The following is a 25,392-nucleotide window of genomic DNA, read 5'->3' as shown; positions in this document are numbered from 1 at the left end:
GTGACCGACGATCGTCCCCGCCTGCTGCTGGTCGATGGCCATTCGATGGCCTACCGCGCCTTCTTCGCGTTGCCGGTTGAGAACTTCTCCACCACCACCGGCCAGGCCACCAATGCGGTCTACGGCTTCATCTCCATGCTGATCAACGTGCTGCGCGATGAGCAGCCGAGCCACGTGGCGGTCGCCTTCGACGTCTCCCGCCGGTCGTTCCGCACCGAGCAGTACGCCGACTATAAGGCCGGCCGGGCGGAGAGCCCGGCCGACTTCGCCGGCCAGGTGAGCCTGGTGCAGGAGGTGCTGCAGGCGCTGCGGATCCCGATCGTGAGCCTGCCTGACTATGAGGCCGACGACGTGATCGCCACGCTGGCCCGCCGCGGCCGGGACGCCGGCATGCGGGTGCTGGTCAGCACCGGTGACCGGGACACCTTCCAGCTGGTCGACGACGACATCACCGTGCTGTACGCGATCCGTGGCGTCTCCGAGCTGGCCCGGATGGACCCGGCCGCGGTGACCGCAAAATATGGGGTGTCCCCGGAGCGCTACCGTGACCTCGCCGCCCTGGTCGGTGAGCCCAGCGACAACCTTTCCGGGGTGCCGGGCGTGGGCCCGAAGACCGCGGCGAAGTGGCTGGGCCAGTACGGCTCGCTGGAGGGCATCGTCGAGCGGGTCGACCAGATCAAGGGCAAGGCCGGCGAGAGCCTGCGCGCCCACCTCGCCGACGTGCTGCGCAACCACGAGTTGAACCGGCTCGTCGACGACCTGGAGCTGCCGCTGACCGTCGCCGAGGCGGAGTGGCACGGGTGGGACCGGGAGGCGGTCCACCAGGTCTTCGACGCGCTCGAGTTCCGGGTGCTGCGGGACCGGCTCTACGCGTATCTGGCGCCAGTGGAGCCGGAGGCCGATGCCGGCTTCGAGATCGTGGGTGACGTGCTCGCCGCCGGGCAGGTGGCGCCGTGGCTGGCGACCAACGCCGCCGCCGGCACCCCGGTGGGGGTGGCGGTCGCGGGCAGCTTCGGCCGCGGCACCGGGTCGCTGACCGGGGTGGCGGTGGCGGCAGCGGAGGGGCCGGCGGCCTGGTTCGACCCGGCGCAGCTGGACGCGGCCGACGAGGCGGCGGTGGCGGCGTGGCTGGCCGACCCGGCCCGGTCGAAGGTGCTGCACGACGCCAAGCCGGCGCTACTGGCCGCCGCCGCGCACGGCTGGACGCTGGCCGGGGTCAGCGCCGATACCGCGCTCTCGGCCTACCTGGTCCGCCCCGACCAGCGCTCCTACGACCTGGTCGACCTGGCGCTGCGCTACCTGCACCGGGAGCTGCGGGTGGAGGGCGCTGACGCGCAGCAGCCGGCGCTGGCCGGGCTCGCCCCGGAGGGCGAGGAGGAGCAGGCGCTGATGCTGCGCGCCCGGGCCACCCTCGACCTGGCCGAGGCGCTCGCGACCGAGCTGGGCGAGGGCGGTCAACGCCTGCTGCGGGAGATCGAGCTGCCGCTGGTGGGGGTGTTGGCGGGGATGGAGCGGGCCGGCATCGCCGCCGACACCGACTACCTCTCCGAGTTGGAGTCCCACTTCGCCGCCGAGGTGAAGGCGGCGGCCCAAGCGGCTTATGAGGTGGTGGGTCGGGAGTTCAACCTGGGTTCGCCGAAGCAGCTGCAGGAGGTGCTCTTCGTCGAGCTGGAGCTGCCGAAGACCAAGCGGATCAAGACCGGCTACACCACCGACGCGGACGCGTTGCAGGGGTTGTACGCGCAGACTCAGCACCCGGTGCTGGCGCATCTGCTGCGCCACCGCGACGTCGCCCGGCTCAAGTCGACCGTGGATGGCCTACTGAAGTCGGTCAGCGAGGACGGCCGGATCCACACGACCTTCTTCCAGACCGTGGCCGCCACCGGCCGGCTCTCGTCGACCGATCCGAATCTGCAGAACGTGCCGATCCGCACCGAGGAGGGGCGGCGGATCCGCCGGGCGTTCATCGTGGGTCCGGAGTATGAGTCGCTGCTGACCGCCGACTACAGCCAGATCGAGATGCGGATCATGGCGCACCTCTCCGAAGACGAGACGCTGGTCGAGGCGTTCCTGGCCGGCCGCGACTTCCACGCGGTCACCGCCGCCTCGGTCTTCGGGGTGCCGGCCGAGGAGGTCACCGCCGACCAGCGGCGGAAGATCAAGGCGATGAACTTCGGCCTGGCGTACGGACTCTCGGCGTACGGGCTGTCGCAGCAGCTGCAGATTACCCCGGCCGAGGCGCGGGAGTTGATGGAGGAGTATTTCCGGATCTTCGGCAACGTGCGCGACTATCTGCAGCAGGTGGTGGGGGTGGCCCGCCGCGAGGGGTATACCGAGACGATGCTCGGCCGGCGGCGTTACCTGCCGGACCTGACCAGCGACAACCGGCAGCGGCGGGAGATGGCCGAGCGGATGGCGCTCAACGCCCCGATCCAGGGGTCGGCCGCCGACATCATCAAGCTCGCCATGTTGCGGGTGGACGCGGCGATCCGGGACGCCGGTCTGCGTTCCCGGATGCTGCTGCAGGTGCACGACGAGCTGGTCTTCGAGGTGGCCGCCGGCGAGGGCGAGCAGTTGGCGGAGCTGGTGCGGCGGGAGATGAGCGGGGCCCACCCGCTCTCGGTGCCGCTGGACGTCTCCACCGGTACCGGCCCCGACTGGCAGTCCGCCACCCACTAAACCCCGCAAGCAAACCCAGCGAGTTGATCATGGACCTAGGTGCCTGATGATCTGCATTTCGCGTCCCTAACCCCATGATCGCCCCGAAAGTGGCGGGCGGATGAAGGGGTCGTGAACCCTGAGCTGGCAGCTTGACCGCGGTTTCGACATCGGTCAAATTAGACGGGTGACTAACCAGCCGGCACCCCCAGCGGCCGAGTGCTACCCGTCGCTGACCTCCGCGCCGCTGCCGGCAGCCCCCGCAGCGGTCCTCGCGCCGATGTTCAAGGCGCTGGGTGATCCGGTCCGGCTGCGGCTGCTCTCGCTGCTCGCCTCCCAGCCGGAGCCGGTCTGCGTCTGCGACCTGACGGCCCCGTTCGAGCTCAGCGGTCCGACCATCTCCCACCACCTTCGGGTGCTCCGCGAAGCCGGCCTGATCGACGGCGAACGCCGCGGCAGCTGGATCTTCTACCGGGTGCTTCCGGCGGCTCTCGACCAACTGGCGGCGGTGCTGGCGACCGGGGCGGCTGTCGAGGCGGGCACCGGATCCGGGCCGTGGCCGGCGGCGAGCCTGCGCAGGCCGCGGTGAGCAGCCCCACCGTGTCCGGCGGTCAGGTGGCCCGGAGCGCCCAGGCGCCGCCGGTCGAGCAGGCGCCGCTGCCGGTGCCGAGCCGCGACCTGCCAGCTCGCCAGCTGCCCCGCTGGCGGCGGGCGTTCGCCGAGGCGGTCGGGAGCGGGCTGCTGGTCACCGCGATCGTCGGTTCGGGCGCGGCCGCGAGCCGGCTCACCCCCGATGACGTGGGGGCCCAGTTGGCGTACCACTCGATCGCGGTGGCGATCGCCCTGGCGGTGTTGATCGCCGTCTTCCTACCGGTCTCCGGGGCTCACCTCAACCCGGTGGTCACCGTGCTCGCCTGGTGGCGGGAGCGGCGCGCGCCGGGCGCCGCCGCCGACGCCGGGTGCTATCTCGCCGCGCAGTTCGCCGGCGGGTCCGCCGGTGCGGTCGTCGCGAACGTCATGTTCGAGCTGCCAACCGTGGCGCTCTCCAGCACCGCCCGGACCGGGGTCGGGCAGTGGGTCGGCGAGGTCGTCGCGACCGCGGGCCTGGTGCTGGTGATCGGCGCGCTGAGCCGCACCGGCCGTACTGGCGCGATCCCGTTGGCGGTCGGCGGCTGGATCGGTGCGGCGATCTGGTTCACGGCCTCCGCGGCCTTCGCCAACCCGGCGGTCACCGTGGGCAGAGTCTTCACCGACAGCTTCGCCGGTATCGCCCCGGCCGCCGCCCCGGCCTTCATCGCGGCGCAGTTCGGCGGTGCCCTGCTGGGCGCCGCTCTGGTCAGATTGTGGTGGCCGGACCGGTCATCATCGAGGAAGGAGCGGCATGTCCGAACCTGAGGTGCTCTTCGTCTGCGTCCACAACGCCGGTCGGTCCCAGATGGCCGCCGCGTTGCTGACGCACCACGCCGCCGGACGGGTCCGGGTCGCCTCGGCCGGTTCGGAGCCGGCCGAGACGGTCAACCCCGCGGTGGTCACGGCGCTCGCCGAGTGGGGTGTGGACATCTCGCAGGAGGTGCCGACAAAGCTGTCCTACGAGGCGGTTGCAGCCTCCGACGTGGTGATCACCATGGGTTGTGGGGATGCCTGTCCGGTCTTCCCCGGCAAGCGCTACCTGGACTGGCAGTTGCCCGACCCGGCCGGCAAGAGCGTGGCCGAGGTACGCCCGATCCGGGACGAGATCGACGCCCGGGTACGCCAGCTGTTGGCTGAGCTCGTGGGGCAGTGACCTGACGGTGCGGATTCGAGCCATGCTCGACGCGGACGCGGCGGCGGTGCTCGCCATCTACCAGGCCGGGATCGACACCGGCGAGGCTACCTTCGAGCCCGGGGCCCCAGACTGGGCCTCCTTCTGCGCCGGCAAGCTCGCCGAGCATCGGCTGGTCGCGGTGGCACCAGAGACCGGCCAGGTGCTCGGCTGGGCGGCGCTGTCGCCGGTCTCGCCGCGGCGGGTCTACGCCGGGGTGGCCGAGGACGCCATCTACATCGACCCGGCGGCGAGTGGCCGGGGGGTGGGGGAGGCGCTGCTGCGGGCCCTGGTGCACGGGGCCGAGGCCGCCGGAATCTGGACCATCCAGACCGGGATCTTCCCGGAGAACTCAGCCAGTCTCCGGCTGCACGAGAAGGTCGGGTTCCGGGTGGTGGGCCGTCGCGAGCGGATCGGCCGCCACCACGGTCGCTGGCGGGACGTGCTGTTGTTGGAGCGGCGCAGCCCGGTGATCCACTAACCGCCGCGGCTAAGAAGGGGTGAGGTGCGCGCAGTAGATGGCGGTGCCGGGGAAGATCCGGCCGCGGAGCGGGCTCCACTGGCCCCAGATCCGTTCGTGGCCGGCCGGCCACTCCGGCTCGATCAGGTCGGTGAGCACGAACCCGGCGGCCACCAGCTCCCGTACCCGGTCGCCGACGGTCCGGTGCTGCTCGACGTAGCTGGGCTCGCCGGCCTCGTCGTACTCCGCGTACGGGGTCCGGTCGAAGTACGACCGGACCGCGACCAGTCCATGTTCGGTCGGGTCGTCCAGGAAGATCCACCGCATCGGGTGGGTGACCGCGAAGACCCAGCGGCCGCCGGGGCGCAGCACCCGCGCCACCTCTCGGTGCAGCGCCGCCGAGTCGGTCACGAACGGCACCGCCCCGAACGCGGTGAAGACCAGGTCGAAGCAGCCGTCGGGGAAGGGCAGGGCGAGCGCGTCCGCCTGCACCAGCGGCACCGTCACCCCGGTACGGTCGGCGGCGGCTCGGGCGTGCCGGAGCATCCCGGCGGAGAGGTCGAGCGCCACCACCTCGGCGCCAGCACGGGCGAGCCAGCGGGCCCCGCTGGCGGCGCCGCACCCGAGTTCCAGCGCCCGCACCCCCGCGACGTCGCCGAGCAGGTTCGCGTCGGCCTCCCGGAGCCCTTCCGGGCACCAGACCAGCTCCGCGTCGCCGAGGAACTCGCCGTGGGTGGCCTGGTAGTCGTCCGCGTCCGCGTCCCACCAGCGGCGGTTGGCGGTGCGGGCGGCGGCGTCGCTGAGGTCGCTGTGGGCGACCCGGAGTTGGTCCACCCGGAAACCTTATCCAGGGCAATCTCGGGGAGGACTTGCACGGCATGCTGTCGCGCACGGTAAGCTGTTCGATGCGTTCACGAGCTGCGTGCCCCGGTAGGGAGCGGGTTCGCGAGCCGCGGCAAATGTCGGGTTATTCCTAGGACGATCGGGCTGTGCCGTGGCGAGCTGGTGGGCGGGCCGGCGGTCCCCGCCGGGCAGTGCAGACGTCACTACGACAACCGTCCGTTCGGAGCATCAATCCACATGACGAGCAGCATCGAGGCCTCCTCGAGCGCCACCATCGGCAACGCCAGCGACGTTGCCAGGCAGGTCACCGTCGACGAATTCGGCAGTGAGGAAGCATTCCTCGCCGCGATCGACGAGACGATCAAGTATTTCAATGACGGCGACATCGTCGAGGGCACCGTCGTCAAGGTCGACCGGGACGAAGTCCTGCTCGACATCGGCTACAAGACCGAGGGGGTCATCCCGTCTCGGGAACTGTCGATCAAACACGACGTCGACCCGGCGGAGGTCGTCTCGGTCGGTGACCGGGTCGAAGCTCTGGTCCTCCAAAAGGAGGACAAGGAGGGCCGGCTGATCCTCTCGAAGAAGCGCGCCCAGTACGAGCGCGCCTGGGGCACCATCGAGAAGATCAAGGAGGAGGACGGGGTCGTGCGCGGCTCGGTCATCGAGGTCGTCAAGGGCGGTCTCATCCTCGACATCGGGCTGCGCGGCTTCCTGCCGGCGTCACTGGTGGAGATGCGCCGGGTGCGCGACCTCCAGCCGTACGTCAACCGGGAGCTTGAGGCGAAGATCATCGAGCTGGACAAGAACCGCAACAACGTGGTTCTGTCCCGCCGCGCCTGGCTGGAGCAGACTCAGTCCGAGGTCCGCACCGAGTTCCTCAACAAGCTGGCCAAGGGTCAGGTCCGCAAGGGCGTGGTCTCCTCGATCGTCAACTTCGGCGCCTTCGTCGATCTGGGCGGCGTGGACGGCCTGGTGCACGTCTCCGAGCTCTCCTGGAAGCACATCGACCACCCGTCCGAGGTGGTCGAGGTGGGCCAGGAGGTCGAGGTCGAGGTCCTGGACGTGGATCTGGACCGGGAGCGGGTCTCGCTGTCGCTGAAGGCGACGCAGGAGGACCCGTGGCGCCAGTTCGCCCGCACTCACGCGATCCAGCAGATCGTGCCGGGCAAGGTCACCAAGCTGGTGCCGTTCGGTGCGTTCGTGCGAGTCGAGGACGGCATCGAGGGCCTGGTGCACATCTCGGAGCTCGCCGAGAAGCACGTGGAGATCCCCGAGCAGGTGGTGCAGGTCGGCTCCGAGGTGCTGGTCAAGGTCATCGACATCGACCTGGAGCGGCGCCGGATCTCGCTCTCGCTGAAGCAGGCGAACGAGGGCTTCGTGGAGGGCGAGGAGCACTTCGACCCGACCATGTACGGCATGGCCGCCGAGTACGACTCCGAGGGCAACTACAAGTACCCCGAGGGCTTCGACGCCGAGACTGGCGAGTGGCTCGAAGGGTACGAGTCCCAGCGCGACGAGTGGGAGCGGCAGTACGCCGAGGCCCGGGCGCGCTGGGAGGCCCACACCAAGCAGGTGCAGACCGCCCGGGCGATGCCGGCGGAGCCGGCCACCGGTAACGGCGGCGGCACCAGCGGCGGTGGCGGTAACGGCGGCGGTGGCGGCGGTGGCGGTGGCGGTGGCCAGTCGCAGTCCGGCCGCTCCGCGGGTGAGCAGGGCGGTGGCCGGCAGGCCGCCGAGCCGTCGGGCACCCTCGCGACCGACGAGGCGCTCGCCGCGCTGAAGGAGAAGCTCGCCGGTTCCTGATCCGACGGGCGGATAGTCGATCCGGTCCCGGAGCCGCGCTGCGGCTCCGGGACCGGTCTTCGTTACGGGTGGATGATCTGCGCGAAGGCGGTCGCCCCGGCGACCGAGTACCAGGCGCTGGCGGCGAAGCTGCCGGCGAGGACCAGCACCACGGCGTAGCGGGCGGTGTGGGCCAGCTGGTTGAGCCGCTCGCCCCAGCGGGGGGCGGGCCGGTGGTGCCGGCCGCGGCCGGCGCGGTCATGGCGGGCGGGTGCGCGGTGGCAGCGGGGGGTGGTGCCGGGGGTGCCCAGCCGGTGCCGGCCACCGGTGGTGCGCCACCAGCGGCGGGGGCGGGTAGGCCGGCGGGGTGCCGCGCCGGGCAGGCTGGTCACGATCAGGTATTCCGATTGCCGGGTCGGCATCTTGTGTTTCTCCCCCAGGACTCCGGTCGCCACAAATCAGCGACTTTCGTATAAATCCGGCATTACAGGGTATATCGGTTCGCCTGGTGGTGGGTGGGGCCCCGCTCCGCGTGTCGGCACCGGCTCCGGTTAACTGGGCCGATGCTACGGATCGGGCTGACCGGCGGCATCGGTGCCGGAAAGAGTGAGGTGGCCACCCGACTGGCCGGGCACGGTGCGGTGGTGATCGACGCAGACCAGCTCGCCCGGGCAGTGGTCGCCCCGGGTACCGACGGCTTCGCCGAGCTCACCGCCGCCTTCGGCGATGGGCTGGTAGACGAGCACGGCGCGCTCGACCGGGCGGCCCTCGCCGAGCGGGTCTTCGCCGACGAGGCCGCCCGCCGTACCTTGGAGGGGATCATCCACCCCCGGGTCCGCGCCCGGACCGCCGAGCTCACCGCCGCCGCGGCCCCGGACGCCGTCGTCGTCAACGACGTGCCGCTGCTGGTGGAGACCGGCCTCGCCGCCACGTACCACCTGGTAATCGTGGTCGCCGCCGCCGAGCCGACCCGGGTGGTGCGGCTGACCCGCCACCGGGGGATGGCCGAAGCGCAAGCCCGGGCGCGGATCCGGTCCCAGGCCAGCGACGAGCAGCGGCGGCTCGCCGCCGACGTGGTGTTCCGCAACGACGCCGACCTCGCCGAACTGCACGGCGCGGTGGACGCGGTGTGGCGCGACCGGTTGGTGCCGTACGAGGAGAACCTCCGGCTGCGCCGTGCGGCGCCGGTGGGGGAGCAGCTGTCCGTGCGCCCCTACGATCCCACCTGGCCCGAGCAGTTCGCGCGGCTCGCGGGGCGGATCCGGCGGGTCGCGGGGGAGCTGCCGGTCCACCACATCGGCTCCACCGCCATCCCCGGGCTCGCCGCCAAGGACGTGATCGATGTGCAGCTGACCGTGCCGGATCTGGCCGCCGCCGATGCGCTGGCCGACCAGCTTGCCGAGGCCGGCTTCCCGCCGTTGCCCGGCGACTGGGTGGACACTCCCAAGCCGGATGCCCCGCAGGAGTCGGCGTGGCGCAAGCGGGTACACGGGTCGGCCGATCCGGGCCGGGTGGTCAACCTGCATGTCCGCCCGGCCGGCTCGCCCGGCCAGCGGTTGAGCCTGCTGCTGCGCGACTGGCTCCGGGCCGATCCGGCGGCTCGGGACGAGTACGCCGAGCGTAAGCGGGTCCTCGCCGAGGCCCATCGGCGTACCAGCGAGTACGCGGCGGCCAAGGAGCCCTGGTTTACCGAGGTCTGGTCCCGGGCGCAGCAGTGGGCGGCGCAGAGCGGCTGGCAGCCGCCAGCGCAGTAGTCACAGCGGCACCGGCCCGGGGGAGAGGTCGAGTTGGCCGAAGCCGCCAGCGCGGGTGCGCAGTTCCAGCCGCAGCAGCACACCGGCCTGTTCGTCGACCCAGTACCGGAGCCGGCCGGTACCCGCCGGAGCCTCGGCCTCGGCCGGGCGGCGCAGCTCGTAGACCGTCACCGGGGTCCCGGCGAGGGTGTCGTCGCGCAGCCACCGGGCCCGTTCCGCCACGGTGGCGACCGGGTCGGGGTACCAACCCGCTAGCGACAGCATCTCTTGCAGCAGCAGGTCCAGGTCGTACCCGCCCTGGTCGTCGCCGCGTTCGGACCAGGGCTGCCAGCGCCAGCCGCCGTCGCTCGGTGGCGCCGGCAGCGGCGGCATCCCCGCCTGGGGCGGTTGGTCCAACCGGTGGGCGACGCCCGCCGGGTCGGCCCAGACGAGGCCGTCGGGTGCGCCGTCGCGGTAAGTCGCCAGGTACGCGACGTTGCGATGCCAGTCCAACCAACCGGTGGCGCGGCGTTCCGCGCCGGGGCCGGGCAGGGTGATGGTGAGTTCTCCGCCACCGATCTGCTGGTGGCGGACGGGGAGCAGGGACAGGGTCTGCGCCTCGGACGGCGTGACCGGCCGGGGGTCGAGGGCGGCGCCGCCGAGCATGTGGAGGACCGGTGGCGCGGTCTGGTCGTGTCGGTTCAGCTCGACGTCGACTACCGTCTGCCCGGTCAGCAGCGCCGACAGCCGGTGTAGCCGGGCATCCTCGTCCAACCAGTACTGCACCGAGCCGCTGGCCGCCGTCGCCGGCTGGCCATCGTGGTCGGTCGCGGGCAGCAGCGCCGGGCCGAGCAGGACGTCGACCTCTGCCTCGCCGAGCCGGTCGCGGCGCAGCCACGCCGAGTCGCCCGCGGTCAGCTGCGGCACCGAGTCGGCCCCCGGCGCGGCGAGCGAGAGCAACAGGGCTAGCAGCGTGTCGAGGGTGCCGGGGTCGGCGGGCTCGCCGGCCGGGTCAGCAGTGCCGGGCCGGCGTAGCCGCCATCCGTCGCTCGGCGGGGTGGTGGGGACCTGCGGCAGCCGGTCGGTGACGGTGCTGGCTGGGCGGTGTGCGACCAGTCCCGGAACGGCCTGCAGGAGTTCGGTGATCTGGTCACTGCCGGGCTCGGTACGACCGACGTAGACCATCGGGTGTTGCCAGTCCAGCCAGCCGGTGAGCCGGATCGCGCCGGTCGGGCTGGCGACGCGGGCGTCGATGCCGCTCCAGCGGTGTTCCCAGTTGCGTTGCCGCATGTTCGCCAGCCGCTGGGCCTCGGCCTCGGAGAGCGGCCGAACCTGCGCGTTCTCCGACGACGCCCCGCGGCTCCACAGCTCTGGTTCGACCGCCACGGTGATGCCGAGCGCGACGCTGACCGCGAGGGCGCTTCCGAGGAGCCATCGGTACGGGCGCCGGGTGGGACGGCGATGGTTGCCGCGCCATCGCCGGGGCCGAGCCGGCGCGGTGGGCTCGCCGGTTACGGTGGCGTGGGCAGGCGTCGTCACAGCCATCGCGGGACCCCCATGGCGAGAAGAACGCTTCACCACTCGGTGAGGTGACGGCTTGGCCGCGATCCGCTCGTTGTCGACTCGGGCCAGCGGCAGCAGGGCTAGCGGCGGTTGGGCAAGCGCCAGCGGCGGAGAGCTGGTCACGGGCTAGACCGCTCGCGGCTGGTCGATCGCGCCGCCGCGCTGATGTTGCGCGCGGCACGACCACACCTGGTGCGCTCGCCGACACGAATGCCGGGGCAGCTACCGGTGCACCGGTCGATCCGGCCGGTGTGGAGGGCCGGTGTGCCGGTGGACCGCCACGAGCGGCCTACGGATACGACGGTAGCGCGGTGAGCTTGTTCACACAACAAGCTTTCCGGTGGAGGCGATCACCGTCACCGGCGCGGTGGTCTGTACCTGCGGTTCCCCGGCCGCGTCGACCGTCACGGTGAGCGGCTCGCCGGCCAGCCGTAGCCCGCTGATCCGCAACGGGAACCAGGCCGCCAGCTCCGGACACGGGCTGACGGTGAGTCGCTGGTTGGGGACATCGACCCGCAGTCCCAGGGCGGTCCGGAGCAGGCTGATCGTGGCCGCGGCCGACCATGCCTGCGGACGGCAGGCTGCCGGGTAGGCGAGGACGGGTTCGCCGGCGGCCGCGTCGGTGCCGGCGTAGAGCTCTGGCAGCCGGTGCGCGAAGACAGGCGCGGCCCGCAGCAGCCCGGTCGCGAAAGAGGCCGCGATCGCTGGCTGCCCGGCCATGATCAACCCGCGGACAGCGATCGCGGTGTCGTGGGGCCAGACCGTGCCGGCGTGGTAGCCGAACGGGTTGAAACCGGTCGCATCCGCGCTGAGGGTACGCAGCCCGTAGCCGCAGTCCAGATCTGGTTGGCGGAGCCGGGCGGCGACCAACTCCTCCTCGGTCGGGTCGAGCAGCCCGGTGCCCAGCAGATGCCCGAGGTTGGAGGCGGCGGTCGGCACCGGCCGCTTCGCACCCTCCAACGCCATCGCCGGGAACCGGCCCCGGGCGTCGTCGACCCAGAAGGTCTCCCGGAACCGGTCGGCCAGCCGGGCCGCCCATCGCCGGGCGTCGGCGGCGCCGGGCAGATCGAAGGCGGAGAGCAGCGCCGCCCCGGACATCGCCGCCTCGTACGCGTACGCCTGCGCCTCGCTGAGCGCGATCGGCGGCTCGGCGATGGTGCCGTCGGGGAACTGGATGGCGTCCCCGGAGTCCTTCCATCCCTGGTTGACCAGGCCACGCCCGGAGTGGTCGAAGTAGTCGAGAAACCCGTCCCCGTCGTCGTCGGCCGAGACCACCAGCCAGTTCAGCGCCGCTTGCAGCGGCTGCAGCAAGCTCGCCACCTCCCCGGTCGGCATCCCCCATCGCCAGGCGTCGTGCAACAGGCAGATCCACAACGCGGTGGCGTCCACTGTGCCGTAGTAGACCGGCGGGAGACCCCCCACGCCGCCGACGCCGCCGCGGATCTCATGCGGGATCTTTCCCGGTTCCTCGGCGGTGGCCGGGTCATGCCGGGTGCCCTGTCGCCGGGCCAGCGCGCGTAGCGTGCCGGCCGCCAGGTCGGTGCCGAGCGGCAGCGTCAACCGGGCGGTCCACAGCGAGTCCCGGCCGAACAGGGTCAGGAACCAGGGGCTGCCGGCGGCGGCGAACGCGTCGGCCGGCGCCGCCGGGTCGGCCAGGGTCAGCGCCGCCAGGTCGGAGACGCTGCGCTCCACCAGCTGCACCAGGTCGTACGGGCCGGTCACCCGGATCGGCCAGAATCCGGGCGTGGTGGCGGCCGGCGCGAAGGCGGCCGGGTTCGAGTCGACGGAGCTGGTGGTGATCGTGAGCGTGGCGCTCCATCGTTGGTGCGCCGGCACGGTTACTCGCCAGTGCAGGAGGACCCGCTCGCTGCCGGGCACCCATTCCGGCTCTCCGGTGGCGTGCATCGTCGAGGTGGCGCTGCCGTGTTCCCACCGCACCTGCGCCTCGCCGGCCAGTTGGGGGGTGGCGATCGCGGTGGGCTCGCCGTGTTTGACCGCGCCGAGGGTGGCGAAGTCCACCCCGGCGGTGACCCGGACGGTGGTAGTGACGGCTTCCCTGGCGTCGTTGATCAGCAGTAGCCGTTCGCACATGCCGTCCGCGAGCAGCCGGCGGTCCCGCTCCAGCCGGACGGTCGGGTCGGCGCCGGGGTCGCCGAGGTGCCGAACGACCGACACGAACCGGCCGGTCGCGGCGTCGGGTTGGTGGTGCCCGACCGCCACCGGCGGTTGGCCGTCGAGGTCGACCAGGAGTTCGGAGAGGATCCGCCGGTCGCGGTGGAAGAGCCCTTCGGCGCCGCCCGTCCGGATCTGGCCGTCGGGATCCGAGAGGGCGAGCGTGGGCGCCTGCACGCAGGTGACCAACTCATGCAGGTACGGCTGGGCGAGCGGCGCCGGCATCTGAGCTCTCCTGCGGTCGGGCGGACAATAGTGGCTTTACTGTACATTTATCCGGATCCGTCGGGTTGTTCGATCGGGCGACCGCCGCACCCGCGCCGAGCCGCGGCCGACCTGGGAAGCGATGTCGGGGGCAGCGCGTAGCGTGGAGCCCATGAGCAGCGACGTCCCCGGGAGCCAGATCCCCCGGCTGGAGGGCCACTTCGAGGTGGTCAGCGACTACCAGCCCGCCGGTGACCAGCCCGACGCGATCGCCGGCCTGGAGAAACGGGTCCGGGCTGGTGAGCGCCACGTGGTGCTCCTCGGCGCCACCGGCACCGGCAAGAGCGCCACCGCTGCCTGGCTCATTGAGCGGGTGCAGCGTCCGACGTTGGTGATGGCGCCGAACAAAACCCTCGCCGCGCAGCTCGCCAAGGAGTTCCGCGAGCTGCTGCCGCACAATGCGGTGGAGTATTTCGTCTCCTACTACGACTACTACCAGCCCGAGGCCTACATCCCGCAGACCGACACCTACATCGAGAAGGACTCCTCGCTCAACGAGGAGGTGGAGCGGCTGCGCCACTCGACCACCATGTCGCTGCTGACCCGCCGGGATGTGGTGGTGGTGGCGACCGTCTCGGCCATCTACGGGTTGGGCACGCCCTCCGAATATCTCGCCCGGGCGGTGCGGCTGACCGCTGGCGAGGAGACCGACCGGGACGCGCTGCTGCGCCGGCTGGTCGACATCCAGTATTCGCGCAACGATCTGTCGTTCCAGCGGGGCACGTTCCGGGTGCGCGGCGACACCTTGGAGATCATCCCGGCCTATGAGGAGCTGGCGATCCGGGTCGAGATGTTCGGCGACGAGGTGGAGAAGCTCTATTACCTGCATCCGCTCACCGGCGAGGTGGTGCGCGAGACCGACCAGCTGCTGATCTTCCCGGCCACCCACTACACCGCCGGCCCGGAGCGGATGGAGCGGGCACTGCGCGACATCGAGGCGGAGCTGGCCGACCGGTTGGCCGAGCTGGAGGGGGCCGGCAAGTTGCTGGAGGCGCAGCGGCTGCGGATGCGCTCCAGCTACGACATCGAGATGATGCGCCAGGTCGGCTTCTGCTCCGGCATCGAGAATTACTCGCTGCACATCGACGGCCGGCAGCGCGGCGAGCCGCCGTACTGTCTGCTCGACTACTTCCCGGACGACTTCCTGACCATCATCGACGAGTCACATGTGACCGTGCCCCAGATCGGCGGCATGTTCGAAGGTGACGCCTCCCGCAAGCGGGTGCTGGTGGAACACGGGTTCCGGCTGCCCAGCGCTCAAGACAACCGGCCGCTGCGATTCGACGAGTTTCTGGAGCGGGTGGGGCAGCTGGTCTTCCTGTCGGCCACCCCCGGCCCGTGGGAGCTGGAGCAGTCCGGCGGTGAGGTGGTCGAGCAGGTGATCCGGCCGACCGGTCTGGTCGACCCGGAGGTGGTGGTCAAACCCACCAAGGGGCAGATCGACGATCTGATGCACGAGATTCAGCAGCGCACCGACCGCGACGAGCGGGTGCTGGTGACCACGCTGACCAAGAAGATGGCCGAGGATCTGACCGACTACCTGCTCGAGCACGGCATCCGGGTGCGTTATCTGCACTCCGAGGTGGACACCCTGCGGCGGGTGGAGCTGCTGCGCGAGCTGCGGCAGGGCGAATATGACGTGCTGGTCGGGATCAACCTGCTCCGCGAGGGGCTGGATCTGCCCGAGGTGTCGCTAGTGTCGATCCTGGACGCCGACAAGGAAGGCTTCCTCCGCAGCGGCCGGTCCTTGATCCAGACCATTGGTCGGGCCGCCCGTAACGTCTCCGGCCAGGTCCACATGTACGCCGACACGGTCACCCCGTCGATGGCGGCGGCGATCGAGGAGACCGACCGGCGTCGGATCAAACAGGTGGCGTATAACGAAGCGCACGGCCGGTCGCCGGAGCCGCTACGGAAGAAGATCCACGACATCCTCGATGACATCTACCGGGAGGCCGAGGACACCGAGGGCGCGCTCGCCGGGCACGGTCCGGGCGGCGCGGTGGTCGGCGGTGGTGGCCGTCAGGTTTCCCGGGGTAAGGGTCCGGTGCCGGAGACCCGGTCTCGACATCGGGCGGTGGTGGCCGAGACCGAGGGCATGGCTCGCGCGGAGTTGGCGAAGCTGATGCAGGAACTCAACGAGCAGATGCTCGCAGCCGCCCGGGAGCTGCAGTTCGAGGTGGCGGCCCGGATCCGGGACGAGATCGCCGAGCTGAAGAAGGAGCTGCGGGCGATGGACGCCGCGGCCTGACCTCGGCTCGGTGGCCGGCCGCTATGCCTGGTCGGGGCTGACCGGGCGGGGGCGCTCACTCAGCGAGGTGATCATCGGGGGGAGGGGGCAGTGGAGCATGGCGCAGATGGTGCGCAGCAGCTCCGCCTCGGCGACGGTGAGTGCGCCGTCGTGGCTCACCACGTCGACCATCGCCTGCACCAGGAGCTCCTTGTCGGCGGGGTTGAGCCCGTCGAGCGCCGGCCACACCGACTCGAGCGACCGCACGCCCTCCTGGGGCGGGGCGTAGGGGAGCCGCTGACCCGGAAATAGCCGCTCCGCCCCGGCCTGGAATGCCCGCTGCGCGGCTGCCGGATCTTCGTGGCCGGCCTGGGCGAGGGTTGCGAGCATGGTCGCCGATCCGGTGCGGCTGGCCGAGAGCGAGTAGCGCCGCCGCCCCCAGGACGGCTGCCGGTGCGCCGCCTCGTAGAGCTCCTCGTGGAGCAGCCGGGAGAGGCAGTACTCGGAGACGCTGAGCCGCCCGTCGGCCTGGATCAGCGCTTCCACGCTGCCGGTAATGACCTGCTGCTCCTGCGGGTTACGGTGCCGCAGCGCCGGGAAGGCCACCTGGGCCAGCGGCAGCCGCAGCATCGGGTGCAGCGACGTCAGCGAGCTGCCGGCCTGCCACGCCGCGTCGGCGAGCTGCTGGCCGTGCCGGGCGACCAGCGCCGAGTGCTGGTTGACCCGGACCTCGTGCTGGCTCGACATCAGCAGGCCGAAGACGAGTGGCACGACCTGGGCCGAGTCGTGCGCCTGGGTCAGGAACTCGGCCGGGATCTGTTGCAGGATGGTGCCGGCCTGCGCGTAGGAGTTTTCGGTGGGCGTGCCGACCGACGCCGACACCGCCTGGGGCGCGGTCTTCATCGTGCTCTCGGCCGGGGGCAGGCTGCCGCCGCCGGTCAGGCCCATCGCCCGGTCTTCCTGTGCCCCGGAGGGCGGGGCCTGGGCGTACCGCTGCCGGAGCTGGGCCAGCTCCTGCTCGGTGATGGTGGGGTCGAGCGCCTGGATGCGTTTCAGGATCGGCGGGTGGGTGGCGAGCATGCCAGATAGCCCTTTGCCGGAGCCGAAGAGCATGTGGCTGACGTCCTCGGACTTGGCGTTGCGCAGGTTCGAACCGGCGGGAATCCCGGCGATCTTTTTCAGTGCGCCGGTCAGCCCGGCGGTCTGCCGGGTGAACTGCACCGCCGAGGCGTCGGCCAGATACTCCCGCTGCCGGGAGACCGCAGCCTTGATGATCCGGCCGATGAACAGGCCGATGAACCCCACCGCGAGCATCGCCAGGCCGATCAGCGGCACCGGGTTGCGCTGGCCGCCGCGCACGTGCAGCAGGATCCGGCCGACGAAGGCCAGCACCAGGATGCCGAAGAGCAGCCCCATCAGCCGGATGTTGAGCCGCATGTCGCCGTTGACGACGTGGCTGAACTCGTGGCCGATGACGCCCTGAAGCTCGTCCCGGTTGAGCTGCTCCAGCGCCCCCCGGGTGACCGCCACCGCCGCGTCCGACGGCGACCACCCGGCGGCGAAGGCGTTGATGCCGGGCTCGCCCTCCATGACGAACAGCTCCGGCACCGGCACCCCGGAGGCGATGGCGATCTCCTCCACCACGTTGCGGTACCGGCGTAGCTGCGGGTCGCGGGTGTCCTCCGGGACCGGTTTGGCCCCGAGCGACCGGGCCACGTGGGCGCCGCCGCCGCTGCGCAGGCTGAGCATCTTGAACAGCGAGGCGCCGGCGATCAGCGCGAGCACCAGCAGGCTGACGGTCACCACGATGCCGATGATGTCGCCGGCGGGTTGGTCGAAGCCGCCGAAGAGCATCAGCGCGACCAGGTTGATGGTGGCGACGATGCCGACCACGGCAAGGGCGAACAGCAGGACCAGCCGCCCGGACATCCGCTTGACCTGCTGCTGGCGCTCGAAGAAGTTCATGCTCTGGCGCGACCTTTCGGCACGGAGTTCAGCGTGGGAAGCGTGGGATCAGAACGAGACCCGCGGGACCTGCCGCTGCTCCGGCTCGTCGATCTCGAACAGCGCCGCCGGCTGGAACCCGAACATGCCGGCGACCAGGTTGGCCGGGAAGACCTCGCGCTTGTTGTTGTACTGCATCACCGAGTCGTTGAAGTGTTGCCGGGCGAAGGCGACCCGGTTCTCGGTGGAGGTGAGCTCCTCCGAGAGCTGCATCATGTTCTGGTTGGCCTTCAGGTCCGGGTAATTCTCGGAGAGCGCGAAGAGCCGGCCCAGTGTCTGGGTCAGCATGTTCTCGGCGCCGGCGAGTTGCTGCATCGCATTCGGGTCGCCGGGGTTCGCCGCGGCGTTGGCCTGGGCGTTGACGGCGCCGGAGCGGGCCGCGATGACCGACTCGAGGGTCTCCCGCTCGTGCTTCATGTAACCCTTGGCGACCTCGACCAGGTTGGGGATCAGGTCGTGCCGCCGGGTGAGCTGCACGTCGATCTGCGCGAACGCGTTTTTGTAGGCGTTTCTGGCGCGGACCAGCCCGTTGTAGACCGAGACCAACCACAGCGCGATGACGGCGATGAGGACCACCCCGACGCAGCCCACCGCGAGAACCGCAATATCCATGACCCGCTCCCTTACTTCACGTCCGCGACAAGCGTACGCAGTTGGCGCAACCGGTGGCCAAGCCGGGTGATCAAGCCGGGTGGTCGTGGTGCGCTGGGCGGCCGGTCGCAATGTGGCTGGGACCCGCGGTTGCGCCCAGGTCGGTCGTAGGAGATCATTAGCGCCGAGGAGGGGAGTATTCCCTAGCGGCGGCGTCGTCAACACGGACCTGGGCAGCTCATGCCAGACCCGGCGCCGCCGGTTGCGGTGTGTGTCGTCGCACCGCGGCGGGAGAGACCTCCGGGCCTGGTGCTGCGTCCGGAAGGTCAATCCGTCACATGGATGTGTCGTACGGGGTGTGGGCGATTACCCTCACCGCGCTCATCGCTGTCCTCATCATCGATCTCGCGCTGGTGGTCCGCCGCCCCCATGAGCCCTCGCTGCGCGAGTCAGCGTCCTGGGCGATCTTTTACATCGCGTTGGCCGGCGTGTTCGGCCTGTGGGTGTGGGCAGGCTATGGCGCGACCCCCGCCGCCGAGTTCTACACCGGGTTCGTCATCGAGAAGAGCCTTTCGGTGGACAACCTCTTCATCTTCATGTTGATCATGAGCAGGTTTGCGGTGCCGCGGCAGTATCAGCAGAAGGTGCTGATGGTCGGCATCATCCTGGCGCTGTTGATGCGGGGTGTCTTCATCGCCGCCGGAGCGGTGCTGGTCAGCAACTTCATGTGGGTCTTTTACCTGTTCGGACTGTTTCTCATCTATACCGGCGTGAAGCTCGCCCGAAGCCACAACGACGATCCGGCGAATTTCAAGGAGAACGCGCTGGTCCGGTTCAGTCGCCGGGTGCTGCCGATGAGTTCCGGCTACGCCGAGGGCCGGTTGACGACGATGCAGGCCGGCCGGCGGCTGGTCACACCGATGCTGATCGTCATGATCGCGATCGGCACCACTGACCTGATCTTCGCCGTCGACTCGATCCCGGCGATCTTCGGTGTGACTCGTGAGCCCTACCTGGTCTTCACCGCTAACGTCTTCGCCCTGATGGGGCTCCGGCAACTCTACTTTCTGATCGGTGGTCTGGTCAGCCGGCTGGTCTACCTCTCCACCGGGTTGGCGGTGGTGTTGGTCTTCATCGGGGTCAAGATGGTGTTCGAGGCGCTCGCTGAAAACACGCTGCCGTTCATCAACAACGGTGAGCACGTCAGCTGGGCGCCGCACCTGCCGATCTGGCTGTCGCTGCTGGTCATCATCGGGATTCTGGGGGTGACGGCGGGTGCCAGCCTGGTCAAGTCGGCGCGGGACCGGCGCCGCGCGCTGACCCCGCAAGGCTGAGTGGTCTAGACGTATCGGCCGTCCTGCCCTATCTTCACGGGAGCAAGGCTGAAGCAAGGTCTAGTCCACTTCACCCCCGCAGGAGGCTCCTTGTGATACGACGGAGACTGACCGTCGGCCTGGCCGCGTGCGCGCTGCTGGCTTCGAGCGTCGGCGTTGCCGGCGTCGGGCCGGCGACCGCCGCACCGGCCGGTGACGACCCCGCGCAGCAGTGGCGCGGATACTGGGTGGACGCCTTCAACGAAGGCATCTACCAGCCGGCCGAGGTCACCAAGCTGGTTGAGGACGCGCTCGACCTCAACGCGAATGTGCTCATCGTGCAGACCGCCCGCCGCTACGACTGTTTCTGCAACCGGGCGCTGTATCCGCGTACCGACGCCGGCATCGACCCGGCGCCGTACGACCCGTTGGACGAGGTGATCACTCAGGCGCACGCCGCCGGGCTCGAGGTCCACGCCTGGGTGAATGTGAACACGTTGTGGAACCAGGCCACTCCACCGAGTTCTCCGGAGCATGTCTTCAATCAGCATGGGCCGGACGCGGCGGGCGCCGACCGGTGGTTGAACCAGCGGGTCGACGGCGAAGAGTTCATGGGCGACAACGTCTACATCGACCCGGCCAACCCGGCAGCGGTGAACTACATCGTCGAAGCGGTGCAGAGCATCGTGCGCGAGTACGACGTGGACGGCGTCAACCTCGACTACGTCCGTTACCCCGACTTCAACTCCAGCACCGAGTACAGCGACTGGGGCTACAGCGAGGTCTCGATCTCACGCTTCCAGCAGGCCACCGGGCGGAGCGATATTCCGGAGCCGAGCGACGCGGAGTTCAGCGACTGGCGGCGTGACCAGATGACCAACCTGGTCCGCAAGATCTACCTGGGGATGTGGGAGGTCGACCCGCAGGCCCGGCTGTCGATGGATGCGGTCACCTACGCGTACGGTCCGCAGACCATGGGCTCCTGGGAGCAGACCCGGCCGTACGCCGAGGTGCTGCAGGACTGGAAGGGCTGGCTCGACGGCGGCTTCATGGATACCGCAGTGGCGATGAACTACAAGCGCAACTGGATGCCCGAGCAGGCCCAGATGTACGACGAATGGAGCGAGGTGCTCGCCGACTGGCAGGGGGATCGGCAGACGGTCAACGGGCCGGCCCTCTACCTGAACTCGATCGAGGACAGCGTCGTCCAGGCCGAGTTGGCGCTCACCCCGACCGACGCCGGCAACACGGTGGCCGGGTGGGCGGGCTACTCCTACGCCAACCCCAGCATGGAGTACGTCGACGGCCCGATCGAGTCGCGCGACGCCGAACGGGAGGCGCTCGCGGCGGCGTTGACCAGCGGTGATGACGCATTGTTCGGCGAACCGGCGGCGGTGCCGGAGATGCCCTGGAAGGCAGATCCGACCGAGGGGCACGTCGTCGGAGAGCTTACGCTGCGGGATGGCTCGCCACTGGCGAACGTGGCCGTGACCTTGTCGCCGATCGTGGGCGGTGGTGAGCCGCAGACGCTGCGCACCGACGGCGACGGCTGGTTCGGTTTCGTGCACGCCGAACCCGGCCGGTATCTGGTCACGCTCGACCTGCCCAATGGCGTGGTCGGGCCGCCGCTGCGAGTCGTCAACGTCACCGCTGGCGAGATCGCCGAGGCGCAGTTCCGGCCGCTGCAGACGCGGCCCTGACGACCGGCGGGCGCCGGGTCGCCGACCACACCGGTCGGTGTGACCCGGCGCCCGCGCCGGCCCGCCTGGCATGCTTGCGCGGTGACCAGTGTCCTGAACGTGTTGGAGCAGCTGCCCGCCGTGGTGGTGCTGACGCTTGCAGTGATCTTGGTGCTGGGGGAGACCGGGTTCATCTTTGGACTGCTGTTTCCGGTCGAGATTCCGCTCATGTTCGTCGGCTTCCTCGCCTACCTCGGCGAGGTGCCGTTGGCGGTCGCGTTCGGCCTGATGCTCGGCGCGGCGATGATCGGCGACGCGCTGGCGTTGCGGAGCGGCCGCAAGTATGGCCCCCGGGTACGGGGGAGTTGGCTCGGTGTCCGGGTCGGGGAGCACCGGTGGCAGCGGGCCGACCGGATGCTGCACCGGATGGGCGGTCGCAGCGCCTTTGTGGCGCGCTGGGTGCCGTGGGTCCGGACGCTGTTGCCCCGACTCGCGGGCAGCGCCGGTATGCGCTACCGGGAGTTTGTGCTCTGGAACGCCGCCGGGGTGTTGACCGCGGTCGGCTCCTCGGTCGCCCTGGGCTACCTCGCCGGCGCCTCCTACCAGGCAATGGCGGAGGTGTTCGGCCGAGCCACCACCGCGCTGCTGCTACTGCTGCTGGTGATCGTCGGGATCGTGCTGGCCGGCCGGTGGTTGGGTCGGCACCCGGATCCGGTCCGGGCGCTGCTGAGCTGGCTGGATGCCACCGTTGTCGCCCAGTACCTACGGCGGCGCACCGGCGCGCTGGCCGCCCGGTGGGGGGCCGGCTGGGCCCTGGTGGTGAACCTCATCGTGGGGATGGGGGCGCTCCTCGGGCTAGGGCTGCTGCTCTCCTGGGTGGTCCAGCTGACCGTCGACCACAGTGGCTTGTGGCGGGCGGACGCGGCGGTCGACCAGTGGTTCGCTGATCGGCGGGTTGCACCGCTAGTGACCGCCACTGAGCTGGTCACCACCGTGCTGCGGGGGTCGGTGCTCGTGTTGCTGGTGGCGGTGGTCGCAGTGACGCTGGCGCTGCGACGTCGGGCGCGGCTGTATCGGGATCTGATCGGGGTGTTGGGATCGGCGGGAGCGTTCCTGCCGCTGGTGCTGCTCGCGCTCGCCGCCGATCTGACCGGCGGTGACCCGCCCGCCCGCCCGGTCGTACCAGGGGGGATGTTCGCCACGGAGGTGGCGGTTTCTACCGCGGCGGTGTGCACGCTGACCTGGCTGGCGACCCGGCACGCCCGCTGGCCATGGGCGGTGGCGGGGTGGACAGCGGGGGTGATCGCGGTGGTGATCCTCGCCACGGCCCGGCTCTACCCCGGTTGGCACACGGCGAGCGAGACGGTGACGGCGGTGCTGCTCGGTGCGCTCTGGACCTCGGTGTTCATGATCGCGTGGGCGACCCGGGCCCGGGTCGACGCCACGCCCGAGCCGGCGAGCCCCTTGTCTCCGGTGGCCGAGGTCCGGTAGGGATGGGCTGTAGCTGCAAGGCGGGGCACCCGGCCAGGAGGTGGTGTGGTGGGCGTCCAGCGACTCGCTGGGCTGGCGGCGGCGCTGCTATTGGCGGCGCCGATGTTGACCGGCTGCGCCGATCCGGATGCCGAGACCGGGAGCCTGGCGGCTGAGTCGGTGTCGGCCGCGCCGTCGCCGACCGACCGGCCGTTGAGCTGGGGGCTAGGGCGAGGGCCGGCGCCGAGCGAGCCGGTCACCCCCGCACCGGAGTCGGCCGCCGCCGAGTCCGAGCCGGAGCCGGCGCCGGCGCCACCGCCCGCGGAGCCAGCGCCGCCAGCGCCGCCGCCCCGGCACGAGGGCGAGTGCATCGCCTCCCGGGATGGTGAACCGGCTAGTCAGTCGGCGGTGGCGACCGCGTTGGCCGAGGCCGCGGGGCGGACCTACTGGCCGGTCTCGGCGCCAGAGATCAGCGTCCCGGCAGAGCTGGTGCGGGCGATCGCCTGGCAGGAGAGCGGGTGGCAGTCCGACATCATCGCCTGCGACGGCGGGATCGGGGTGATGCAGGTGATGCCGGACACCGCCGACTTCGTCAACCAACGCTTCGAGGTCTCCCACGACCCGCACACCCTCGAAGGCAACACCACTCTCGGGGTGAACTACCTCGCCTGGTTGATCAAATACTTCGGCGATGTCCACTTCGAGGGGTCATACCGACTGGCCGGTGCGGACTGCGCCGACCACCTGGACCCGTGCCTGCTCAACGCGGTGATCGCCGGATACAACTTCGGTCCGGCGGCGGTGGAGAGCGGCGACGGGCTGGCGGTCCCCAATCCCCGTTATGTGGAGAACGTCCGGGCATTGTTGACCGACTGCCCGTGCCACGGCAGCTGAGTCCGGCTCGGCGACGGTCCCGCCGCCGGCCCGCTCAGGCGGGCAGCGCGATGGTGTCGCCGTCGACCACGATCCCTACCTCCGCCAGCGGGTCCTGGGTCTCCGGCGTGAGCCCGGACCCCTGCGCAGCCTGAACCACCGACCCGTCCTCGATCGAGAACCGGCTGTCGTGGCACCGGCAGACGATGACGTCGTCGTCGATCTCGGTGACCGGGCAGCCTTGATGGGTGCAGGCGGAGCTGAACGCCCGGAACTCGCCGGCGACCGGCTGCGTGATCACCACGCTGTGCTCCTCGTTGATCAGCCCACCCCCGACCGGTACCTCCTCGGTGCCGGCGAGCGGGGTACCCGCCGACTGCTCGCCAGCTTGACTGGGGTCGGCAGCCGGCGGCGGCGGCGCTGGCGCGGCGGGTTGGCCGCCATAGACGGTGCAGCCGGTGACGGCGCTGACGGCGCCGACACCACCGGCGATCAGCACCGCTCGCCGCGCCGTACCACCCGGCGCTGGTTGCTCTGACATCATCGCTCCTGTGAGGGGGGATCGGGCTAGATGGGGGAGCCGAAGTTTTCGAAGAACCGGATCGCGGTCGTCCACCACACCGCGACCAGGCCGGTGAAGAGGCTGCCGCCCAGCACCGGCAGGAACCATCCCGGCATGCCGTCCTTGCGTAGACCGAGCATCTTCACCGTGAACGCGCCGAAGAAGAGGCACCCCACCAGCGAGTGGAGGAAGATCCGGCCGTCGTAGCTCTGGAACCCGGCGGCGTAGAGACAGTGGATGCCCACCGGAACGGCGCAGAGGAAGGCCAGCCGCCCGGACCACCGGTGCGCGGTGCCCGACCAGTCCGCTGCCGCCACCCCCGGCACCTTGCCGTACATGATCAGCGCGGTGAGGATTTGCAGTACGGCGAAGCCGAGCGCGCCGGTGCTCAGGGTGACCTTCACCGCCGAGGTCGGCGCCGGATGATTCTGGAAGCCGGCGAGGTTTACCGCCACCCCGGTGCCGTCATGGACATTGCCGTACACCCCGAGGGTCAGCGCGACCAATCCGCCGACCAGCATCGGAATGAGTAGCAGCTGCCACGCGGGCCGCTCCGGCGGCGGCTCGATCCGTTCCGGCGGCGGCGACGGGAGTCGGGGGTGGTGGTCACGGTAACGGCCGGTCATGGTCGGGTCAGCCACCGAGCCGCCCGGCGACCACCAGCCGCCCGTCGATGGTGACCTGTCCGGTGCCGGGGTCCAACGCCGGCGCCGGCTGGGTCACCCCGTCGACGGTCAGTAGCCCCACCTGGGTGCCATCTGGCAGCACGATCCAGCCGCCGTCGACCTCAGCGCCGCTGATCGTCGCCGCTACCTGGTAGAGCCCTTCCGGCGCGTCGACCCGTTCGATGGTGAAGTCGTAGTCGAAGCCGGCGGCGGTGGTCTCGCCCTCGGCCTGATCCTGGTCGTAGCCGCCGGTCAGGACGTCGCCGTCGTCGGCGGTCAGGTTCAGGGCGCCGTCGCTGGCGTCGCCCCGCAGCCACACCTCCACGGCGTCGCCGTCACAGACGTACGCGGTAGCCTCGTCGCCCTCGACGATGATCGCGACCGTAGCCTCGTCATCGTCGGTCCACCCGACATAGGTCACCGCCTCCTCCTCGTCGACCACCCCGGCGCCGGGGTCGGCGCTGGGATCCGGCTCCGGGGTGCCGTCCGGAGTCGCCTCGCCGGTGGCGTCGGGGGTCGCCGGCGTCTGCTCCGCCGCGCCGCCGGCCAGTGCCGGGTCGCTGCTCGGTGGCTCGTCGTTGCTGGCGTTGATGCTGGTGACCAGGAGAACCGCGGCGAGCGCGCCGCCTCCCAGCAGTGTGAACAGCGGTCCGTTGCGACTCATTCTCGTCCCTCCGCAGGTGGCCTGCCGGATGGTACGGCCCAGCAACCTGGAGGGTTCGATCG

Annotated in this window: 21 protein-coding genes; 12 read left to right on the top strand and 9 right to left on the bottom strand. The window is 70.7% G+C overall.

Translation table 11 applies throughout. The annotated features are described in order from the left end of the window. The 5 genes from polA (at nucleotide 1) to JQS43_RS14995 (ending at nucleotide 4,940) form a co-directional block, all read left to right on the top strand. Nucleotides 1–2,679, top strand: a complete 2,679-nt coding sequence (polA, locus tag JQS43_RS15015; protein ID WP_239675012.1) for a DNA polymerase I — start codon at nucleotides 1–3, stop codon at nucleotides 2,677–2,679. 166 nt (nucleotides 2,680–2,845) lie between these two features. Then, a complete protein-coding gene (locus JQS43_RS15010; protein ID WP_239675011.1) occupies nucleotides 2,846–3,247 on the top strand; it encodes an ArsR/SmtB family transcription factor in 402 nt (133 codons plus the stop codon). Further along, nucleotides 3,244–4,053, top strand: coding sequence for an aquaporin (locus JQS43_RS15005; RefSeq protein ID WP_239675010.1), 810 nt, complete (start codon nucleotides 3,244–3,246; stop codon nucleotides 4,051–4,053). The genes JQS43_RS15010 and JQS43_RS15005 overlap by 4 nt, the downstream gene beginning before the upstream one ends. Continuing rightward, on the top strand, nucleotides 4,040–4,441 hold the full coding sequence (locus tag JQS43_RS15000; protein WP_239675009.1) for an arsenate reductase ArsC: 402 nt from the start codon (nucleotides 4,040–4,042) through the stop codon (nucleotides 4,439–4,441). Before JQS43_RS15005 ends, JQS43_RS15000 begins: the two co-directional genes overlap by 14 nt. A 22-nt stretch (nucleotides 4,442–4,463) precedes the next feature. Next, nucleotides 4,464–4,940: a GNAT family N-acetyltransferase gene (locus JQS43_RS14995; protein WP_239679451.1), complete on the top strand. Its 477-nt coding sequence runs from the start codon at nucleotides 4,464–4,466 to the stop codon at nucleotides 4,938–4,940. Nucleotides 4,941–4,949: 9 nt separating this feature from the next. Here the strand turns inward: JQS43_RS14995 and JQS43_RS14990 are convergent, their stop codons facing one another. Continuing rightward, on the bottom strand, nucleotides 4,950–5,753 hold the full coding sequence (locus JQS43_RS14990; RefSeq protein ID WP_239675008.1) for a class I SAM-dependent methyltransferase: 804 nt from the start codon (nucleotides 5,751–5,753) through the stop codon (nucleotides 4,950–4,952). A 246-nt stretch (nucleotides 5,754–5,999) separates the two neighbouring features. Between JQS43_RS14990 and rpsA the strand changes: the two genes are divergently transcribed. Next, nucleotides 6,000–7,568, top strand: a complete 1,569-nt coding sequence (gene rpsA, locus JQS43_RS14985; RefSeq protein ID WP_239675007.1) for a 30S ribosomal protein S1 — start codon at nucleotides 6,000–6,002, stop codon at nucleotides 7,566–7,568. A gap of 62 nt (nucleotides 7,569–7,630) precedes the next feature. Here rpsA and JQS43_RS14980 read toward each other — a convergent pair whose 3' ends face one another. Then, nucleotides 7,631–7,969, bottom strand: a complete 339-nt coding sequence (locus tag JQS43_RS14980; RefSeq protein WP_239675006.1) for a hypothetical protein — start codon at nucleotides 7,967–7,969, stop codon at nucleotides 7,631–7,633. Between the two features lie 141 nt (nucleotides 7,970–8,110). Between JQS43_RS14980 and coaE the strand changes: the two genes are divergently transcribed. Then, nucleotides 8,111–9,301: a dephospho-CoA kinase gene (gene coaE / locus JQS43_RS14975; RefSeq protein WP_239675005.1), complete on the top strand. Its 1,191-nt coding sequence runs from the start codon at nucleotides 8,111–8,113 to the stop codon at nucleotides 9,299–9,301. On the opposite strand, the gene JQS43_RS14970 is transcribed toward coaE, so the two are convergent. Next, a complete protein-coding gene (locus JQS43_RS14970; RefSeq protein ID WP_239675004.1) occupies nucleotides 9,302–10,825 on the bottom strand; it encodes a hypothetical protein in 1,524 nt (507 codons plus the stop codon). A 339-nt stretch (nucleotides 10,826–11,164) separates the two neighbouring features. Further along, the gene (locus JQS43_RS14965; RefSeq protein ID WP_239675003.1) at nucleotides 11,165–13,240 is read right to left on the bottom strand and encodes an amylo-alpha-1,6-glucosidase; all 2,076 of its coding nucleotides are present in this window, start codon (nucleotides 13,238–13,240) and stop codon (nucleotides 11,165–11,167) included. 151 nt (nucleotides 13,241–13,391) lie between these two features. On the opposite strand from JQS43_RS14965, the gene uvrB reads away from it, so the two are divergent. Next, nucleotides 13,392–15,530 carry an excinuclease ABC subunit UvrB gene (gene uvrB / locus JQS43_RS14960; protein WP_239675002.1) on the top strand — a complete coding sequence of 713 codons (2,139 nt, stop codon included), beginning with the start codon at nucleotides 13,392–13,394 and terminating at the stop codon, nucleotides 15,528–15,530. Nucleotides 15,531–15,551: 21 nt separating this feature from the next. Here the strand turns inward: uvrB and JQS43_RS14955 are convergent, their stop codons facing one another. Both JQS43_RS14955 and JQS43_RS14950 read right to left on the bottom strand, forming a co-directional pair. Further along, nucleotides 15,552–17,474: a M48 family metallopeptidase gene (locus JQS43_RS14955; protein ID WP_239675001.1), complete on the bottom strand. Its 1,923-nt coding sequence runs from the start codon at nucleotides 17,472–17,474 to the stop codon at nucleotides 15,552–15,554. Between the two features lie 48 nt (nucleotides 17,475–17,522). Next, on the bottom strand, nucleotides 17,523–18,125 hold the full coding sequence (locus JQS43_RS14950) for a LemA family protein (RefSeq protein WP_239675000.1): 603 nt from the start codon (nucleotides 18,123–18,125) through the stop codon (nucleotides 17,523–17,525). A 317-nt stretch (nucleotides 18,126–18,442) separates the two neighbouring features. On the opposite strand from JQS43_RS14950, the gene JQS43_RS14945 reads away from it, so the two are divergent. The 4 genes from JQS43_RS14945 to JQS43_RS14930 all read left to right on the top strand — a co-directional run bounded on the left by JQS43_RS14945 (nucleotide 18,443) and on the right by JQS43_RS14930 (nucleotide 23,460). Beyond that, complete coding sequence (locus JQS43_RS14945; protein WP_239674999.1) at nucleotides 18,443–19,438, top strand: TerC family protein; 996 nt, start codon at nucleotides 18,443–18,445, stop codon at nucleotides 19,436–19,438. Between the two features lie 92 nt (nucleotides 19,439–19,530). Next, the gene (locus JQS43_RS14940; protein WP_239674998.1) at nucleotides 19,531–21,117 is read left to right on the top strand and encodes a family 10 glycosylhydrolase; all 1,587 of its coding nucleotides are present in this window, start codon (nucleotides 19,531–19,533) and stop codon (nucleotides 21,115–21,117) included. An 81-nt stretch (nucleotides 21,118–21,198) separates the two neighbouring features. Further along, nucleotides 21,199–22,587 carry a DedA family protein gene (locus JQS43_RS14935; protein WP_239674997.1) on the top strand — a complete coding sequence of 463 codons (1,389 nt, stop codon included), beginning with the start codon at nucleotides 21,199–21,201 and terminating at the stop codon, nucleotides 22,585–22,587. A 48-nt stretch (nucleotides 22,588–22,635) separates the two neighbouring features. Next, nucleotides 22,636–23,460, top strand: coding sequence for a lytic transglycosylase domain-containing protein (locus tag JQS43_RS14930; RefSeq protein ID WP_239674996.1), 825 nt, complete (start codon nucleotides 22,636–22,638; stop codon nucleotides 23,458–23,460). 34 nt (nucleotides 23,461–23,494) lie between these two features. Here the strand turns inward: JQS43_RS14930 and JQS43_RS14925 are convergent, their stop codons facing one another. From JQS43_RS14925 to JQS43_RS14915, 3 genes are read right to left on the bottom strand one after another with little or no spacing between them, the layout of a single operon-like run. Then, nucleotides 23,495–23,980, bottom strand: coding sequence for a Rieske (2Fe-2S) protein (locus JQS43_RS14925; RefSeq protein ID WP_239674995.1), 486 nt, complete (start codon nucleotides 23,978–23,980; stop codon nucleotides 23,495–23,497). Nucleotides 23,981–24,006: 26 nt separating this feature from the next. Then, on the bottom strand, nucleotides 24,007–24,642 hold the full coding sequence (locus JQS43_RS14920; RefSeq protein ID WP_239674994.1) for a DUF6529 family protein: 636 nt from the start codon (nucleotides 24,640–24,642) through the stop codon (nucleotides 24,007–24,009). After that, a complete protein-coding gene (locus tag JQS43_RS14915) occupies nucleotides 24,635–25,330 on the bottom strand; it encodes a hypothetical protein (protein WP_239674993.1) in 696 nt (231 codons plus the stop codon). The genes JQS43_RS14920 and JQS43_RS14915 overlap by 8 nt, the downstream gene beginning before the upstream one ends. Nucleotides 25,331–25,392 lie beyond the last annotated feature (62 nt).

This window comes from Natronosporangium hydrolyticum (assembly GCF_016925615.1).
GTDB classification, from domain to species: domain Bacteria; phylum Actinomycetota; class Actinomycetes; order Mycobacteriales; family Micromonosporaceae; genus Natronosporangium; species Natronosporangium hydrolyticum.
This window is presented reverse-complemented; position numbering and strand designations above follow the sequence as displayed.